Raw genomic sequence first — 16,651 nt, forward strand, 5'->3', positions numbered from 1 at the left:
GATGTGGCAAGCTTGGCTTTCACTTGATCGGAAGCAGCTGCTTCGCGACCCGATATTTTTTATGGCAATTCTCTTGCCTTTATTGCTTATGTTATTTATCGCAAAAGGCTTGCCTTGGTTTGAATCAGTAGCACCATTTTCTATCACACCGCACATTCCGTATTTGCTAAGCATTTTTCTATTATTAACACCGATTACGGTTGGTATGATGGTTGGTTTAATGATGTTAGAGGAGCGCGATGAGTCACTTGTTACGTATTTTGCGATAACACCGCTTGGGAAAGGTCGATATGTAGCATTTCGTATAGGCATTCCATTATTGATAAATTTTGTTTTGTCTATTGTGCTTGTGATCGTATTTCATGATGCAGCATTAATGCGGTGGGAAGTTTTTTTGCTCCTTATCACAAGCTCTTTAGAAACACCGCTGATGGCGCTTGCGATTCTTGCCTTTGCCGCGAATCGATTAGAAGGCTTAGCGGTGGCAAAAATGCTGAATTTCATATTACTACCGCCAATAATCTTGTATTTTTTGGCAGACAAATGGCGCATATTTGGTCTCATCGTGCCAACTTACTGGGTTTCCGAAGGGATTTTAGCTTTGTCAGCAGACAGTGTTGTCAAGTTTTGGGGCTTTTGGTTAGGTGGTACAGCTTATCATATTCTTTTAATATGGTTACTTTTCTCAAGATTTAACAGATTGTTTCATTAAAAAAGCATAGGTGTTCAGGTGGACTTACTAAATTTTTAAAGGACAGGCGGCATATTGTGTTAAATATAGTTAAACTGAAGAGTAAAGTGGCCTTTTGAAATAGACATGAATCTCCTAGCAAAAATGGAGGTTCATGTCTTTCGTTATTTTACCAGAGATATCCATGATGATGGCACTGAGTCGGTTGGTCTGAGCACCGTCTCCTTGTTTTTCTAGAATGGTGTATAACGATTGGTTTTCGAGATTTTATGACATATAGATCGGTTTGGATAAAGATCGACTGTCCAATCAATGTAGATCAAGAATGATAAGCTATCAATTCATGTCTGAAAATCCCTCCATATATAACACGACAAATTTATTTGAGGACTGGATGAAATAGCAGTGAAGTGAGGTTTAAGCGAAAATATGGCAAGGATTATATTTTGCCTGAGCAATCAGAAGAGAAGGAATTATGCACTGGTGTAACAGTAACTGAAGTGAAAAATGCCTAAATATTAGTATGAAATTTTACATTTTTTTCTTCTTTGAAAAGCAACTGTTATCTATTTAATATCTTTTTGCAAAGCTATTGTTACATAAAATTGCTATGATGTCGTTGTAGGGTAAAGGAGGGATTTTTCATCATGAAAAAAACAATCATTGCTTTTACAGCTGCAGTAGCGACTTCGCTTCCATTTGTAGGTCAAGCTTCTGCTGAAACATATAAGGTAAAACAAGGTGATTCTCTTTGGGAAATCTCTAAAGAATATAATGTATCAGTGGCAGATATAAAAGAATGGAACGGCTTAACGACTGAAACGATTTATCCAAATCAAGAATTAGTCGTAAGTGAAAAAATAAAATATACAATCAAATCTGGAGATACGTTAAGCAGTATTGCCGATCAATTCGGTGTGACCGTTTCGTCACTAAAATCTGCGAATAACTTAACATCCGATTTAATTTTTGCTGGTGATGTTTTAATAATTGATCAAGCAGCGAAAGAGGAACGTACAGTAGAAAAGAAAGTGAACAAACCAGTCGTACAGCAAGAAACAACGACGAATGATAAAAACACAGCATCTGCAAATAAAACCAGTACATATGCTGCGAATGAAAAGAGTTTAAAAAAAGAAGAAGCAACGTCTTCTTCACCTAAAGAGGAAAACAGCTCTAATCAAACTGTCAGCAAGCAAGAAGTTCAAGCGAGAGAAACTGCAACGAAAGCTCAAGAAGATAACGGAGCGAAAGATGCTGGCGAAACGATTACAATGGAAGCCACCGCATATTCTTTAGTAGGAAATAAAACAGCAAATGGAACTGTATTAACAAAAGACTCAAAAGTTGTATCTGTAGATCCAAGTGTTATACCGTTAGGAAGCAAAGTATATATAGAAGGATACGGGACATATACTGCTGCTGATACGGGCAGTGCAATCCGCGGCAAAAAAATTGATATCCATATGCCTACTGAACAAGATGCGATCCAATTCGGACGTAAACAAGTAAAAGTAACAATTAAATAACTAGATAATACGGGTGCCGAAAGCTTCTTTTTGGCGCCCTTTTTATTTTTTGATTATTACGTTTTGTCAAAAAGGCTAAAGATGCAGAAACTGAAGGTGAATAGGAAAGGAAAAAATATTGCAGCGATTTTTGGAAGATGAGAACTTAAGCTATAATTGTCTAAGCTTTTTTTCATGCTTCAATGTTTTGCTGGACACGAAGTCGAGGGTTTCTTGTGCGTCTGTTAATTCGGCGCGAATCCCTTCCAATTTTTTCTCTAAGCGTGTAAAGCGTTCATCCACGTTTTTTCTAAAAGATTGCAAATCGTTTTCCAGTTTATCCATTCTTGATTCCAGCTTGTCCATTCTAGATTCCAGCTTATCCATTCTAGATTCCAGTTTGTCCATTCTTGCCTCTAAGCCATCCATTCTTTTTTCAAGATGATCAAATCTTGAGTCAATGTGCTCAGAATGCTCTTTCAGCGCCTGTAAAATTGTTTTTAATGCAACGTCTTCCATATTAAAAGGGCTGCCTCCTTTCTTTTAACTATATTTTTTATTATAAAAGATTATAGGTAAAAATGTAAGTTGGAATAATTCTGGAAAATACTCAAATCGGGTATTTGTCAAAAAGAGTTGATTACAGCAAAATTCAGCTGCACGTAACCGTCAGCCGTACAGGGCAAACGCGTTTGAAGATTGCAGTGAAACGCCGGGCAAAAAGAACAAACATGCTGAAATATTAGGCTTGTTGCAAGGACAAAAAAGGAGAGCAGCAAGCAAAAGTAAAATGAAAAAAAAAGGAACCGCAAAAGCTTTCCTAACGAGTGAAAAGAAGAACCGGCACTAGATGATTCTGAAATAAAAATTGCGCCGGTTCTACAAATTTTTAAATACCCGAAATTTTTGCAAGCAGCTTTCTTTTTTTAGCTCTCCTTCAATCTTTTGAAGAAAGAATGCCAAAGATTCGTAAAATTTGAATGAACAGGTTGATGAAGTCTAAATATAGATTTAGGGCTATTAACGGCACTTCTTCTGGATGAACACCGTAATGCTTCATTCGATTAAAGTCATATAATACGTAGCCGCTGAAAATTAATACTCCTATGAAGGAAAATGCGAGCATGCCGCCTGAGTTCAACGGCCAAAAAAGATTAAGAACATAAATGATCAGAAAAGCGAGCAGGGCAGAAAATAACATTCCGCCAAGAAATGAGAAATCTCGTTTTGTTGCAGTTGCATATACAGCTAATCCAGTAAAAACAGCGGTTGTGGCGGCTAGTGCCATAATGACCGCGTGCGCGCCGATTGTTGAAACATAATGCGAGATCATTGGATAGGCTGTAATCCCTGAAATAAACGTAAAACTATATAGAAATGTATAAGAAATAGCTTTTTTTCTGCGCAAAAAGAATGCAAAAATAATCATGCCAAGTTCAATTATGGCAAGAGGCAAAAACAGTGATGGCGGCACATATATTCCCGCTGCCATTCCTAGCATGGCGATAGCCAAAGAAACGGCAAACGCCTTTAAAACACTGGGCATTTGACTTCTATTCATAGCGTGTGTATACATAGTTTCCCCCGCAAATTTGATCTTCGATATGACGGTTAATGTTTTATGCTTTTGATATAATTTACGATTAACTTTATGCAAGGATTCATTTTTTTTAATTCAAGTCTTTGCAAATTCGATTTTGTTTAAACAATGTTCATTTTTTTTGCATCCTTTAGAAGCGGGAAGTTAGAAATCAACTATTCTACTGGACTCGACCTTTCTCGAAGAAAAGCATTGTGAGCTTGCAAATGTCAATATTGGAAAATGGAATCGAGCCATTCACACGATTTAGTGGCAAGTTTCTGCTGATGCTTTTCGAATCAAGGAAAGGTTCTAATATTTTAAGAAACTGTTTTGATCTGTGTAATTGCACAAAAGGCTGATTTCTGCTTTTGCCTTTTGTTCAGCCTTCCTGTCATGATCTGTTGAATTGCATAAAAGCGTGCACCAATTAAACCTGCACGTTTTTTAATTTTTATCTAGAAACTTAAGCTGCGGAAACTTTTTCGAAACGCTGGCCCCAGCGATTAGCCTCGAAACCAAACCGTTGCCGCAGCGGCAAAAAACGCCTTTATGCTAAAAGTTGGAAGGTGCTTGCGCTTTTTGCTAAGTCAGAAAACAACCAATCATTTTTCTAATCGTTTATACTAAAACTAATCAATGTAAACAGTTGCAAAGTGGCATTAGGAGGGAATTTTATGACTAGCTTTCGTCCCGATATGTCGGTTGAGGAAGCGATTTCAATTTTTCCTATTGGCGTTAATGAAGTGGAAGTATTTAACGAATCCGGTGAATTTGCAGGCTATTTAACACTTGAGTCGCTATTTGGAGCCGTTCAGCAAGGAGAATTAACAAAACCGATTCGTCATTTTATTTTAACGAATGCTCCTGTACAAAGTCTTGAGCAGCATTCGATCTCTTACTCTCAATTCCAATCTTTTTTTCAGAGCAAATTGTGCCGGATCGTTCTTAACTCATTATATGACGGTGTCTATATAACAGACGGTTCAGGGATTACGCTGTTTATCAATAAAGCTTATGAACGGATTACCGGGATCAAAGAAGAAGAAGTGAAAGGGAAGCATATGAGCCATTTGGTTGAACAAGGGATTATTTCCAAATCTGCATCTTTAGAAACGATTCGAACGAAAAAGCCGGTCACTCTTATACAGACCATTCGCAATGAGAGGAAAATTATTGTATCTGCAACACCTGTTTTTTCTTCTTCCAATGAAGTGATGTATGTCGTCAACAGTGTAAGAGATATAACAGAACTGATTCGTTTGAAGCATGAATTGGACAGTCAAAAGCTTTCGTATCAAAAAATTTCGCAAAACTCGCTTTTTCCTGAACAAACGGGTTTTCAAAATCTTGTTATCGGTCCTTCTACTTTTCCAATTTTCCAGCTTGCGAACAAAGTCGCCAAAACTGACGCAAAAATTTTGCTGCAGGGAGAAACCGGCGTAGGAAAAAGCTTAATTGCGAAATATATTCATTCGAGAAGCTCCCGAAGCAATAAAATTTTTATGGAATTAAACTGCGGCGCCATTCCTGAACATTTAGTAGAAGCTGAACTTTTTGGCTATGAACCCGGTTCTTTCACAGGGGCCTTGAGAGAAGGGAAAATAGGCATTTTTGAAAAGGCTAACGGCGGGACGTTATTTTTAGATGAAATTGGAGACTTGCCGTTAGAATTACAAGTTAAGCTGCTAAAGGTTGTAGAAGAAAACCGGTTTATGAGAGTAGGATCTACTGAAATGAGAGAAGTCGATGTACGACTCATAACAGCAACTCATAGAGATCTTGCATCTCTAGTAAGGGAAGGGGCGTTCCGTGAGGATTTATATTATCGACTGAATATTGTCACCTTTGATGTCCCGCCTTTACGGGAGCGGAAGGAAGAGATTGTTCCTTTATTAGAAATGTATTTGAAGGAATTTAATAAAAAATATAATGAAAATAAAAAAATGACCCCGGAATGCATTGAGTGGCTGACAAACTATTCATGGCCTGGGAACATAAGGGAGCTTGCGAATTTAGTTGAGAGACTGGTTGTGACTACCTTTCACGACACAATTGATGTAGGCGACCTTCCTCCTTTCATACAACAGATTTTCCCGGCTTCAAAGCCTAAAACTTTAAAGGAAGCTGTGGCGGAGCTTGAACGCTCCCTCATTATCGATGCACTTAAAAAGCATGGTACGACTAGAGCCGCAGCGAAATTTTTAGGAATTAGCCAAAGTGCCGTTGTACAAAAAATGAAAAAATTTCACATACGATTAGAAAACTAATCAAAAAACCTAGGTATGATTCGTTTTATAATCAATCTTTCCTGATTTACATCAGCAAATGAATAACAAACGATCTAAAAAACATTGAAGATTTTGTTACAAATATTCACGGATATTAAAAAATTTATAAAAAATACACAAATCATTTTCGAGTTGGCACGAAAATTGCATAGATATTTGAGTGACACCAGGAAAATCAATTCATTTCTCGCTAGTTTGAAAGGAGAGGAAGGAAAAAATGAATATATCTACATTTTCAATGGCGAACAAATTAATTACAGGAACTGATTCTCTCAATCAACTCCCTGAAGAAGTGAAGCGGCTTGGGATAAAAAATCCACTTATCGTGACAGATAAGATACTTATCCAAGCGGGAGTAGTAAAACAGGTTCAAAATTTATTGCCGATGGAGCCGGGAGTATTCTCGGATGTAAATCCGGAACCGGAAATTGAAATTGTCGAACAATGTCTTCAAGCGATAAAAGTAGGAAATCATGACGGGGTGATCGCTGTCGGCGGTGGAAGCGCTATCGATATTGCCAAAGCGGCTTCTGTCATGGCGACGAATAAGGGGAAAATTGAAGAATACTTTGGAATTAATTTAGTGGAATCACCAGGGCTGCCTTTAATAGCCATTCCGACAACTGCCGGAACAGGTTCCGAAGTAACGAATATTTCAATCTTGTCGGATACGAAAGAGCAGGTGAAAAAAGGGATTGTCAGTCCGTACTTATTACCTGATGTCGCAATTGTTTCGCCGATCATGACCATTACGTGCCCTCCTAGCGTGACAGCAGCAAGCGGAGTGGATGCATTGGTTCATGCTGTGGAAGCATATATTTCGAAGTTTGCTTCTCCGATTACGGATGCACTGGCAATTGGTGCTATGAAACTTATTTCCACCCATTTACCGAAAGCGTATTCAAACCCGGAAAACATCGAATCACGTGAGGCGATGATTACAGCGAGTCTCATGGCGGGATTGGCTTTTGGTAATGCAGGCGTTGGAGCAGTGCACGCTCTCGCTTATCCTCTTGGAGGACGTTTTCATATAGCACACGGTGTAAGCAACTCCTTGCTGCTTCCATACGTCATGAAATGGAACAAAATAGCTTGTTTAGAAAGATTCCGTGATATCGCAGAAGCGTTAGGTGAAAAAGTAGATCATCTAAACGATGATCAAGCGGCTGATGCAGCGATTGAAGCGATGATCCGGATATGCCGCTATGTGGAAATTCCACAATCTTTGCGTGAATTTAATATTCCGGAATCCGCGATTTCTGAAATGGCTGAGGAAGCTTTAAAGCAAACGCGGCTTCTGCGCAATAACCCTCGAAAATTAAGCAAAAAAGATATTGAACAAATATACCGTGCTGCCTATTGATAGGAGGGAAAATCATGATCATGAAATGGAAAAATCGTCCGCACGGCGCTGAAACGCCATATATCCCTGCAGGTCCCTTTAAAATACGGCTGCCGTTTATTCATTATCGGTTTGAATGGCCCGATTATGTGCAGGGTTTGCTCATGTGTGCGGTAGACCTTGGGGCTATTACTCTTTTAGCGGATCATTTAGGGATGCCGTTTGAAGTGGCTCTCGCTGTTGTTGTATTGAATGGACTTTTATATTTACTGCATCATCTGCTTGGTGACCCGGTCATTCCAGGTTGGGTCACTCCCGCGATTCCATTGATTGTTTTGTTTGTTAAACAATTTCCAGAAGGTGAGGACCGAATATATGCACTCATTGCATTTCAGTTGACTCTTGGAATTTTATCCATCATTTTAGGAGTAACGGGACTTGCCAGCAAAGTGGTGCGTTTAGTGCCTGACGCCATTAAATCAGGTATTATACTGGGTGCCGGAATTGGAGCTGTCGTATCGATTTTTGAAGCCGGAGGAAAGTTTGAATTATTCCCGATTACGATCACAATTTGCATTGGCTTTGCGTTTTATCTAATATTCTCTAAACATTTCGAAAAATTAAAGCAAAAAAACAAAGGCTGGGCTTTGTTGGGGAATTTAGGGATTTTACCTGCTATTTTGCTAGCTGTTTTTGTAGCGCCTCTTGTTGGAGAAGCGAAATGGCCGGACATTCAATGGGGTTTCAGTAAACCAGACTTCGCCACACTTTGGGCGGAATATACGGTGTTTGGCCTGGGCTTCCCTGCGTTATCGTTTTTCGTGAAGGCAGTCCCTGCTGTTTTTGCAACGTATTTAGTTGTGTTTGGAGATGTGCTGAAAACGAAAGCTCTCCTTTCTGAATCTGATGTCATACGTACGGATGAAAAAGTTGATTACAATCCGAACCGCGCCCACTTAATATTTGGTGGCCGAAACATTCTGATGAGCATGATCGGCCCTGATATTACGATGTGCGGTCCGATGTGGGCTGCTATGCAAGTGGTCGTGATTGAGCGGTTTAAAAAAGGTAAAGAAGCGATGCATTCGTTTTTCGGCGGAGCAGGATCGTTCCGTTGGGGTACAAATACTGGATTATTTTTGCTGCCTATAGTAAGTTTAGTACAACCGATACTTGGGGTAGCTTTAGCATTGACATTGTTGGTGCAAGGTTATGTAAGCGTTCGTATCGGTGTCATGCAGTCCCGCAGCCAGCGTGATCTTGGAATTGCGGGGATTGTTGGTGCAATCCTCGTCATAAAAGGAGCAACAATGGCTTTTGCTGCCGGCATCCTTTTATGCATCCTGCTGTATGGAAAAGATTTTCTGCGCGGAGAAAACGACCGCATATTTACGCACCACTCGAATGAAGAAAAAGAAAGAGAGGAGATTCAAGCAGTATGAAAGAACAACCATTGACAAAAGGGCTGTATCTTAACGGAGAATTTGTTCAGTTGGATGACAATTTTGCCGTTCAAAACCCTGCCACTTTTGAAACAGTTGGTTATGTGCCGAACGGAACCGCCAAGGAAGCAAAGCTGGCTGTCGATGCAGCTCACGAAGCTTTTAAAACTTGGTCAAAAACGACAGCCTATGAACGAGCAGAATTGCTGGAAAAATGGTATAAGCTCATAAATGATCGGCTGGAAGTGTTGGCATCCACGATGACAATCGAGCAGGGAAAACCGCTCGCCGAGGCGAAAGGCGAAATACAATATGCAAACAGCTTTGTGAAATGGTTTGCAGAAGAAGCGAAACGGATTTATGGCGAAACGATTCCGGCATCTGTTCATTCGAAGAGAATTATCGTTCAAAAACAACCTGTTGGAGTCGTTGCTGCCATAACTCCTTGGAACTTTCCGGCGGCGATGATCACACGGAAAGTCGCCCCTGCCCTTGCAGCTGGATGCACAGTTGTCATAAAACCGGCTGAACAAACACCGCTTACAGCACTTTTATTAGCAGAATGTGCTCATGAAGCAGGTTTTCCAGCAGGTGTCATCAATGTTATAACGACTGAAAAACCAGCTGAAGTCGTTGATGTTTGGATGGAAGATTCACGCGTTAAGAAGGTTACTTTTACAGGGTCTACTCCAGTTGGAAAGCTGTTAATGAGAAAAGCAGCGGATACCGTAAAAAAAGTATCGCTTGAACTTGGAGGCTTGGCACCTTTTATCATAACAGAAGATGCAAATATTCAAGAAGCTGTAAAGGGCGTTGTGCAATCAAAATTCAGAAATGCCGGTCAAACGTGCGTATGCGCCAACCGGATTTATGTCCATGAGTCAATTAAGGAGCCGTTTTTAAAAGCATTTCATGAAGCTGTTTTAACGCTGCAAGTAGGGAATGGTCTTGACGAGAAGGTAGACATTGGACCGCTTATTGACGAAAATGCAGTCAAAAAAGTTCAACATCAATTAGAAGATGCAGTCGAAAAAGGCGCGAAACTCCATGAAGGACCTTCCGTGAATATGGACAAAGGATATTTTATGAAGCCGGTTGTAATCTCTGATGTAACAGATGATATGTTGTGCATGCAGGAAGAAACATTTGGTCCATTGGCACCGGTCAGCACATATTCAGATGATGAAGAAGTTATCCAACGTGCAAATGGTACACCATTTGGTTTGGCTGCGTATGTTTACACCCAATCTCTCAAAAAGGCTGTTTGGTTTTCTGAAAATCTAGAATACGGCATTGTCGGAATCAATGACGGCCTTCCGTCTGTCGCCCAAGCACCTTTTGGCGGAATGAAAGAGAGCGGCCTTGGAAGAGAAGGAAGCCACTACGGGCTGGACGAATTCCTAGAAATTAAGTTCGTTTCTCTTCAATTAATATAATTTTGGATATCCAAAAAAGTGTGGAAAGAGGGTAAAAACACCCTCTTCCATGCTTTTAGCTACAATAGAAAAATCGTAATCTAACACTTTTTCATAAACTCATTCATTGACTAATCCATTTTAACTGACAGCCTTCCGAATTTTCTATCAGGTTTTGTTTGCTGACTTAACAATATGAATTTTAGCTATCACAATTGACAGTTTATAAGAGTTCCACATATCAATTGCTACAAGTTTTATATATCAAGCAAGATTTGAAAGAAATCGAACAATTTCATCTTGTTCGATTGTAATTTCGATGACTATTTTCATTGCTTCCACCTTGCAAATTTTGATTATTTGAAAAGCCCCTGCTTCTTTTACCTTCATTGTCACCTATTACATCTCTGCGTTAGCAACTATAAGGTGTTACGCAACGTAAAAGTCAATAGAAAAAGATGTTATTTTCTGGAACTTTTTAAAGATGAAGGTTGCCATATTTTTATTTTGAAAAGTGGCATTTTTTGAGGGATTTTACGTGAAATGGGCTGTGTAAAACAGTAGACAGTTTACAGGAATTCCATGCAATTTTCTGCTTATGACATGCTGATCCATCTCTAATTTTTATGGGAATTTGCACGATAATCCGAACACCATAAATTTTTTCTTAAAAAAACGCTCAGCTCTTCCGACAGGCTAAGCGTTTTTTTCTGCACTAATCTATTATACTTTCTGACGGTTAAAGACGTTTCTCAGCATACCGAATAAAAGGTAAGCTTGATAGCAATAAAGCTGTGATAAACAAGATGACTCCCGCCCAATGGAAATGAATCCAAAAATAGCCCCCAAATGTACCAACTAAGCTTGATCCCAAATAATAGAATAAAAGATATAAAGAAGATGCTTGAGCTTTATTCTTATCCGCCCGTTCTCCAATCCAAGCGCTGGCAATGGAATGACAGCCGAAAAAACCATATGTAAATAGTGAAATGCCGATAATTTTCACCAATACTGGCGGAAAAAGAGTCAATATGGCTCCGGAAATAGTCAAAGCGACGGCAAAAATTAGCGTGGCTGAATGGCCGTGTTCATCAGCTTTTTTGCCTAAAAATACAGAGCTGAAGCTTCCGAAAATGTAGACGATGAAAAGGAAGCCAAGCAATGATTGGCTGAATGAATAAGGAGGCTCGCTCAGTAAATAGCCAATATAATTGTATAATGTCACAAAGCTTCCCATAAATAAAAAGCCCAAAAAAATGAGAGATAAAAGCGGCTTATTTTTTAAGTGTACAGTATATGCCTTTATAACAGCTTCTATATTAAACGGCTTTTTTTCGCTATTCTTTGGTGTCGGTAGAATAAAAGCAAAGACGATGCTTAAAATAAGAGCTAGCGCTCCGATGGAAAATAAAGCGGTCCTCCATGAAAAAAAATCTGTCAACAAGCCAGTGATTATTCGGCCGGCCATTCCGCCGATGCTTGTTCCGCTTATATACAATCCCATCACTTTTCCAATTGCAGTTGGATGAAACTCTTCTGCTACATACGCCATAGCGAGAGAGGGGATGCCTGCTGAAGAAATTCCAAGCAGTGTTCGGAATACAACAAGCAAAGGAAAATTTGGGCTCATAGCAATAAACATAGAGAGCATGGAAGTAAGCAGCATCGAGATGATCATGATTTTCTTTTTTCCAAGAACATCTGACAAACTAGCAGCTACCAGCATCATAAAAGCAAGTGTTCCGGTTGAAGCCGATACGGTTAAACTGGCTGATGCGGCAGAGATATGAAATTCTTTTGAGAAAACAGGCAGTAAAGGCTGTGTTGTATACAAAATGGAAAAGGTGACAAACCCGCCGAAAAAAAGAGCTATGCTGGCCTTTACATATTCTGGACTGTTCATTTTTATGTATACCAATTGGACTCGCCTCTTTCCATTATTTCCAAATATACTATACATCTAATAAGCTAAACTGTCTAATGCAACGAATGTAGTAGAGGCGAATGACAATGAACGATAATCTGTACGAAATCACTTTTAAGGGCCGACTAGTCGAAAAAAACACAAAAATTCAATCATAAACAAAAATTTAAATCTAGCAACATTCCTCTTTCAAAACTTGCAAATGTCAAAGCCTACATTCCCTTGGCAACCGAGTGATTTGCCGTATTTGCTGCTGAAGGAATTTGAGCACCGATTCCCTTATGTGTTCACACAACCAAGGGAAAACAATTTATGCGATTGTTCCAATTGGTCGTTGGCAAAAATATAGAAAGTACAAACAAACAACTTCAAACATAAAAAGTTAGCAGGCGGACAATGTTCCGTGACAGTGGCAGCAGCGGTTTGAATTCTTGTGGAGGAATCTGCTGAAAAGTTGTATGGACGATGTGTGAAAATGTGGTAAAATATAAAAAAGCGTTTTCAAAATCAAAAAATATTAATGTAAAATCAAAAGAATTTCAAAAATAATTGACAAGATTATGTTTTTTCAAAATTGATCTGGAGGGGATTTAGAAATTGAAGAAAACTCGTTGGGGAATAATAAGCACAGCACAAATCGCTAAAAAGCAGTTGATTCCTGCGATTCAAAGATCTAAAAATGCTGTTGTGGCGGCGATAGCAAGCCGATCCGATAAAGTGATCGGGGTGGCTGATGAATTAAATATTCCGAAAGCCTATAAAAGTTATGAAGACTTGCTAAAGGATCCAGATATCGATGTTGTATACATACCGCTGCCTAACCATTTGCACAAAGAATGGATTGTGAAGGCAGCTGAAGCAGGAAAACATGTATTATGTGAAAAGCCGGCAACGCTGACAGCTGAGGAAGCGAAAGAAGCGGCAGCCGTTTGTGAAAAAAACAATGTGAAGTTTATGGAAGCATTTATGTACCAATTTCACCCACAGCATCAAAGAGTTCGAGACATCATCGCATCAGGTGAAATTGGCGATGTGAAATTAATGAGAGCCAACTTTTCGTTTTATTTGGATCCTGCCTCGCAAAATATTCGTTTAAATTCTGATATGGGCGGCGGCAGTATTTATGATATTGGCTGCTATTGTATTCATTCGATTCGAAATATTATTCAATCCGAACCGACTGAAGTGAGAGTAGATGCTGAAATAGATCCTGTTCATCGCGTTGATACGACGGCTGTCGGATATATGGAGCTTGACAATGGAGTCAAAGCCGTTTTTGACTGCAGTTTTAACGCGAGTTTTTCAAATGTTTATGAAGTGGTCGGAACGAAAGGTTCTATTCGCGTTCCAAGAGCCTATCGACCTGACCGCCAAGGAGGAGAAGGCTTAATCATTGTTGAAAAAGAAAATGAGCAGAGAATCGAAAGCATTGTAGCGGATCAATACGCTCTTCAAGTTGAGCATTTTTCAGATGCGGTGCTGCATGGAAAAAATCCTTCCTACACAAACGAAAATATGATCCAAAATATGACTGTAATCGAAGCTTGCTATGAATCGATCAAACAGGGAAAAAAGATTTCGCTCAAATAAAATGACAAAACGGCGGGGCATGTGTTCTCGCCGTTATTTTTTATCATTTTGACCAATAGAAAGCGTACTGGACAGAAGTGAATTCACCTCCCCTTATCGTCGGGCTGTACCCAACGCATGATGGCGGACTCTTACTATGAAAAAAAAACGAAAATCTGCTTTAGCAATCGAATTTTTGTATTGACAAATCCTAATAAATCGTAAATTCTCTTAATTAAGGACTTCTTTCATAAATAATATCGAGTGCATTTTGCAATATATAGGTATAATAGCATCAAACTAAAGGCAGGGGGTACGCGTGAAAATCGCAAAAGTGATTAATAATAACGTGATCAGCGTTATACAAGATGATCAAGAGCTGGTCATCATGGGACGAGGGATTGCCTTTAAGAAAAGACCTGGCGATGAGGTTGATGAAGACAGAATTGAAAAGATTTTTAAATTGGAAAATCAGGATATGGCCAGTAAATTTAAATCGCTATTGTACGAGGTTCCGATGGAATATGTAAAAGTAACGGAGGAAATGATACAATACGCGAAAAATAAACTTGGCAAAAAACTGAATGATATTATTTATATATCGCTGACAGACCATATTAATTTCGCCATAGAACGGCAAAAACAAGGGATAAAGATTGTGAATCCATTACTTTGGGAAATCAAGCGGATATATAAAGATGAATTTCAAATCGCTTTGGAAGCACTGAAAATGATTAAAGACAAATTGGCGATTGAACTGCCTGAAGATGAAGCCGGTTTCATTGCGATGCATTTCGTCAATGCTGAGCTGAATGAAGAAATGACGGATGTCGCCAATATGACAAAGATTATTCAAGATATACTGAATATTGTAAAATACCATTTTAAAATTGAGCTTGACGAGGATTCATTAAATTATTTCCGTTTCCTTACCCACTTGAAATTTTTCGCGCAACGGCTCATAAACAACATGCTGCTGAAGAGCGACGATGATGAATTGTATGAAATCGTAAAAAATAAGCATCCGGAAGCTTATGCCTGCACGAAAAAAATAAAAGATTATATTCAAAAGGTGCATGGCCATGAAATAACTTCGGAAGAAAAACTATATTTGACAATTCATATTGATCGAGTCGTGAATCGTAATTAAACAAAATCTCAGCTTCTCGTAAAAATTTTTAAATGAACTGTTGACAGGAAATGAAAGCGTATGCTAATTTGTAAATAACAATCGAATAGAAACAATTTCATTTAGGATTGTTACTGGTCATGCAGGCAAAACCTAAATTGTTTCGTCATTTTTATGGCGGGCAATTTAGGTTTTTTTATTTTCTTGATCGTATAAGCGCTTTGCGACAGGATAAAGTTGGAAATTTTTTAATAATAACGAGAGGGTGAATGAACAATGGGCCATTTCGAAGCGAAATTCCCGGAAAACTTTCTCTGGGGCGGCGCAACTGCTGCCAACCAATTAGAAGGTGCTTTTGATGCAGATGGAAAAGGTCTTTCTACTGCCGATATGGTGGCTTATGTACCAAAAGAAAAACGTGGTAAAAACGGACATTCATTAGATGTGACAAGTGCAGAAATCGAGGAAATCTTAAGCGGAGCAGCATCAGATAAAATTTTCCCGAAACGTTTCGGAATCGATTTTTATCATCGCTATAAGGAAGACATCGCCTTATTTGCAGAAATGGGGTTTAAAGTATTCCGTTTATCCATTTCTTGGCCGCGTATCTTCCCGAATGGGGATGAGACCGAACCAAATGAAGCAGGATTAGCCTTTTATGACAAAGTGTTTGACGAACTGGAGAAATATAATATTGAGCCGCTTGTTACACTTTCCCACTACGAAATGCCGCTCGGACTTGTGCAAAAGTACGGCGGCTGGACGAATCGCAAGGTGATAGATTTCTTTGTTCACTACGCTGAAACCGTATTTAAACGGTATAAAAACAAGGTGAAATATTGGCTGACATTTAATGAAATCAATATGATTACTTTCAGTCCGTACACCGGCGGCGGCATTTTAACCGATCGGGTTGAAAATGTAAAACAAGCTGCCTTCCAAGGGGTACACCACCAATTTGTAGCAAGTGCACTAGCTGTTAAAGCATGCCACGAAATCATTCCGGATGCAAAAATCGGCTGTATGCTGGCTAGATTGGAAGTATATCCGGAAACATGCAACCCGGACGATGTACTTAAAGCATTAAAAGAAGATCAGCTGAACTTATTTTTCACAGATGTTCAAGTTCGCGGCGCATACCCAAGTTATATGAAACGCTATTTTGCAGAAAATAATATTCACATTGAAAAACTTCCAGGCGATGATGCCATTTTAAAACAATATACAGTGGATTTCCTTTCGTTCAGCTACTATATGACACTTGTAGCCAGCACGAAGGATGATGCTGAAGAAGTTTCAGGCAATTTAATCGGCGGTGTGAAAAACCCTTATCTTGAATCATCTGATTGGGGTTGGCAAATTGATCCGGTCGGCTTACGGATTACGTTAAATAAATTGTATGACCGCTATCAAGTTCCTTTATTTATAGTGGAAAACGGATTAGGGGCCTACGACAAGGTTGAGGAAGACGGCAGCATCCATGACGATTACCGAATCGACTATTTGCGCAAACATATTGAGCAAATGAAAGAAGCGATTGGCGACGGTGTTGAATTAATGGGGTATACAACTTGGGGGCCTATTGACTTAGTAAGCGCATCTACCTCAGAAATGAGCAAACGGTATGGTTTTATTTATGTCGATCAAGATGATTTCGGCAACGGAACATTGAAACGCCTCCGGAAGGACAGCTTCTATTGGTATAAAAAAGTAATCGAAACAAATGGAGAAGAATTGTAAAAACGATTGCGATTTCGAAAT

13 protein-coding genes are annotated in these 16,651 nt (G+C 39.2%); 9 read left to right on the forward strand and 4 right to left on the reverse strand.

Features of this window, described 5'->3' with window-relative positions; translation table 11 throughout:
- Position 1: 1 nt before the first annotated feature.
- Together NSQ84_RS03055 and NSQ84_RS03060 are read left to right on the forward strand one after the other, a co-directional pair.
- Entirely contained in the window at positions 2-712 is a 711-nt protein-coding gene (locus tag NSQ84_RS03055) for a hypothetical protein (protein ID WP_066246837.1), read from the forward strand.
- A 626-nt stretch (positions 713-1,338) separates the two neighbouring features.
- Entirely contained in the window at positions 1,339-2,220 is an 882-nt protein-coding gene (locus NSQ84_RS03060; protein ID WP_066246834.1) for a LysM peptidoglycan-binding domain-containing protein, read from the forward strand.
- 150 nt (positions 2,221-2,370) lie between these two features.
- On the opposite strand, the gene NSQ84_RS03065 is transcribed toward NSQ84_RS03060, so the two are convergent.
- Both NSQ84_RS03065 and NSQ84_RS03070 read right to left on the reverse strand, forming a co-directional pair.
- Positions 2,371-2,718 (reverse strand): hypothetical protein, encoded by a 348-nt coding sequence (locus tag NSQ84_RS03065; RefSeq protein WP_063389277.1) that lies wholly within the window; start codon positions 2,716-2,718, stop codon positions 2,371-2,373.
- A gap of 418 nt (positions 2,719-3,136) precedes the next feature.
- Positions 3,137-3,775, reverse strand: coding sequence for a Bax inhibitor-1/YccA family protein (locus tag NSQ84_RS03070; protein ID WP_066246832.1), 639 nt, complete (start codon positions 3,773-3,775; stop codon positions 3,137-3,139).
- Between the two features lie 680 nt (positions 3,776-4,455).
- Here NSQ84_RS03070 and NSQ84_RS03075 point away from each other — a divergent pair.
- The 4 genes from NSQ84_RS03075 to NSQ84_RS03090 all read left to right on the forward strand — a co-directional run bounded on the left by NSQ84_RS03075 (position 4,456) and on the right by NSQ84_RS03090 (position 10,289).
- A complete protein-coding gene (locus NSQ84_RS03075) occupies positions 4,456-6,048 on the forward strand; it encodes a sigma 54-interacting transcriptional regulator (protein WP_066246830.1) in 1,593 nt (530 codons plus the stop codon).
- Between the two features lie 238 nt (positions 6,049-6,286).
- Positions 6,287-7,432: an iron-containing alcohol dehydrogenase gene (locus NSQ84_RS03080; protein WP_066246829.1), complete on the forward strand. Its 1,146-nt coding sequence runs from the start codon at positions 6,287-6,289 to the stop codon at positions 7,430-7,432.
- Positions 7,433-7,452: 20 nt separating this feature from the next.
- Positions 7,453-8,853, forward strand: coding sequence for a hypothetical protein (locus NSQ84_RS03085; protein ID WP_063389297.1), 1,401 nt, complete (start codon positions 7,453-7,455; stop codon positions 8,851-8,853).
- Positions 8,850-10,289 (forward strand): NAD-dependent succinate-semialdehyde dehydrogenase, encoded by a 1,440-nt coding sequence (locus NSQ84_RS03090; protein ID WP_066246827.1) that lies wholly within the window; start codon positions 8,850-8,852, stop codon positions 10,287-10,289. The genes NSQ84_RS03085 and NSQ84_RS03090 overlap by 4 nt, the downstream gene beginning before the upstream one ends.
- A gap of 243 nt (positions 10,290-10,532) precedes the next feature.
- Here NSQ84_RS03090 and NSQ84_RS03095 read toward each other — a convergent pair whose 3' ends face one another.
- Positions 10,533-10,658: a hypothetical protein gene (locus NSQ84_RS03095; protein ID WP_261308703.1), complete on the reverse strand. Its 126-nt coding sequence runs from the start codon at positions 10,656-10,658 to the stop codon at positions 10,533-10,535.
- 349 nt (positions 10,659-11,007) lie between these two features.
- A complete protein-coding gene (locus tag NSQ84_RS03100; protein ID WP_261308702.1) occupies positions 11,008-12,186 on the reverse strand; it encodes an MFS transporter in 1,179 nt (392 codons plus the stop codon).
- A gap of 603 nt (positions 12,187-12,789) precedes the next feature.
- Between NSQ84_RS03100 and NSQ84_RS03105 the strand changes: the two genes are divergently transcribed.
- The 3 genes from NSQ84_RS03105 to ascB all read left to right on the forward strand — a co-directional run bounded on the left by NSQ84_RS03105 (position 12,790) and on the right by ascB (position 16,630).
- Entirely contained in the window at positions 12,790-13,782 is a 993-nt protein-coding gene (locus NSQ84_RS03105) for a Gfo/Idh/MocA family oxidoreductase (RefSeq protein ID WP_066246823.1), read from the forward strand.
- 298 nt (positions 13,783-14,080) lie between these two features.
- Positions 14,081-14,911 carry a PRD domain-containing protein gene (locus NSQ84_RS03110; RefSeq protein ID WP_063389270.1) on the forward strand — a complete coding sequence of 277 codons (831 nt, stop codon included), beginning with the start codon at positions 14,081-14,083 and terminating at the stop codon, positions 14,909-14,911.
- A 255-nt stretch (positions 14,912-15,166) separates the two neighbouring features.
- Positions 15,167-16,630 (forward strand): 6-phospho-beta-glucosidase, encoded by a 1,464-nt coding sequence (gene ascB / locus NSQ84_RS03115; protein WP_066246821.1) that lies wholly within the window; start codon positions 15,167-15,169, stop codon positions 16,628-16,630.
- The last annotated feature ends 21 nt before the right edge of the window (positions 16,631-16,651 follow it).

The organism is Aeribacillus sp. FSL K6-3256 (genome assembly GCF_037965805.1).
GTDB lineage: Bacteria > Bacillota > Bacilli > Bacillales > Aeribacillaceae > Aeribacillus > Aeribacillus composti.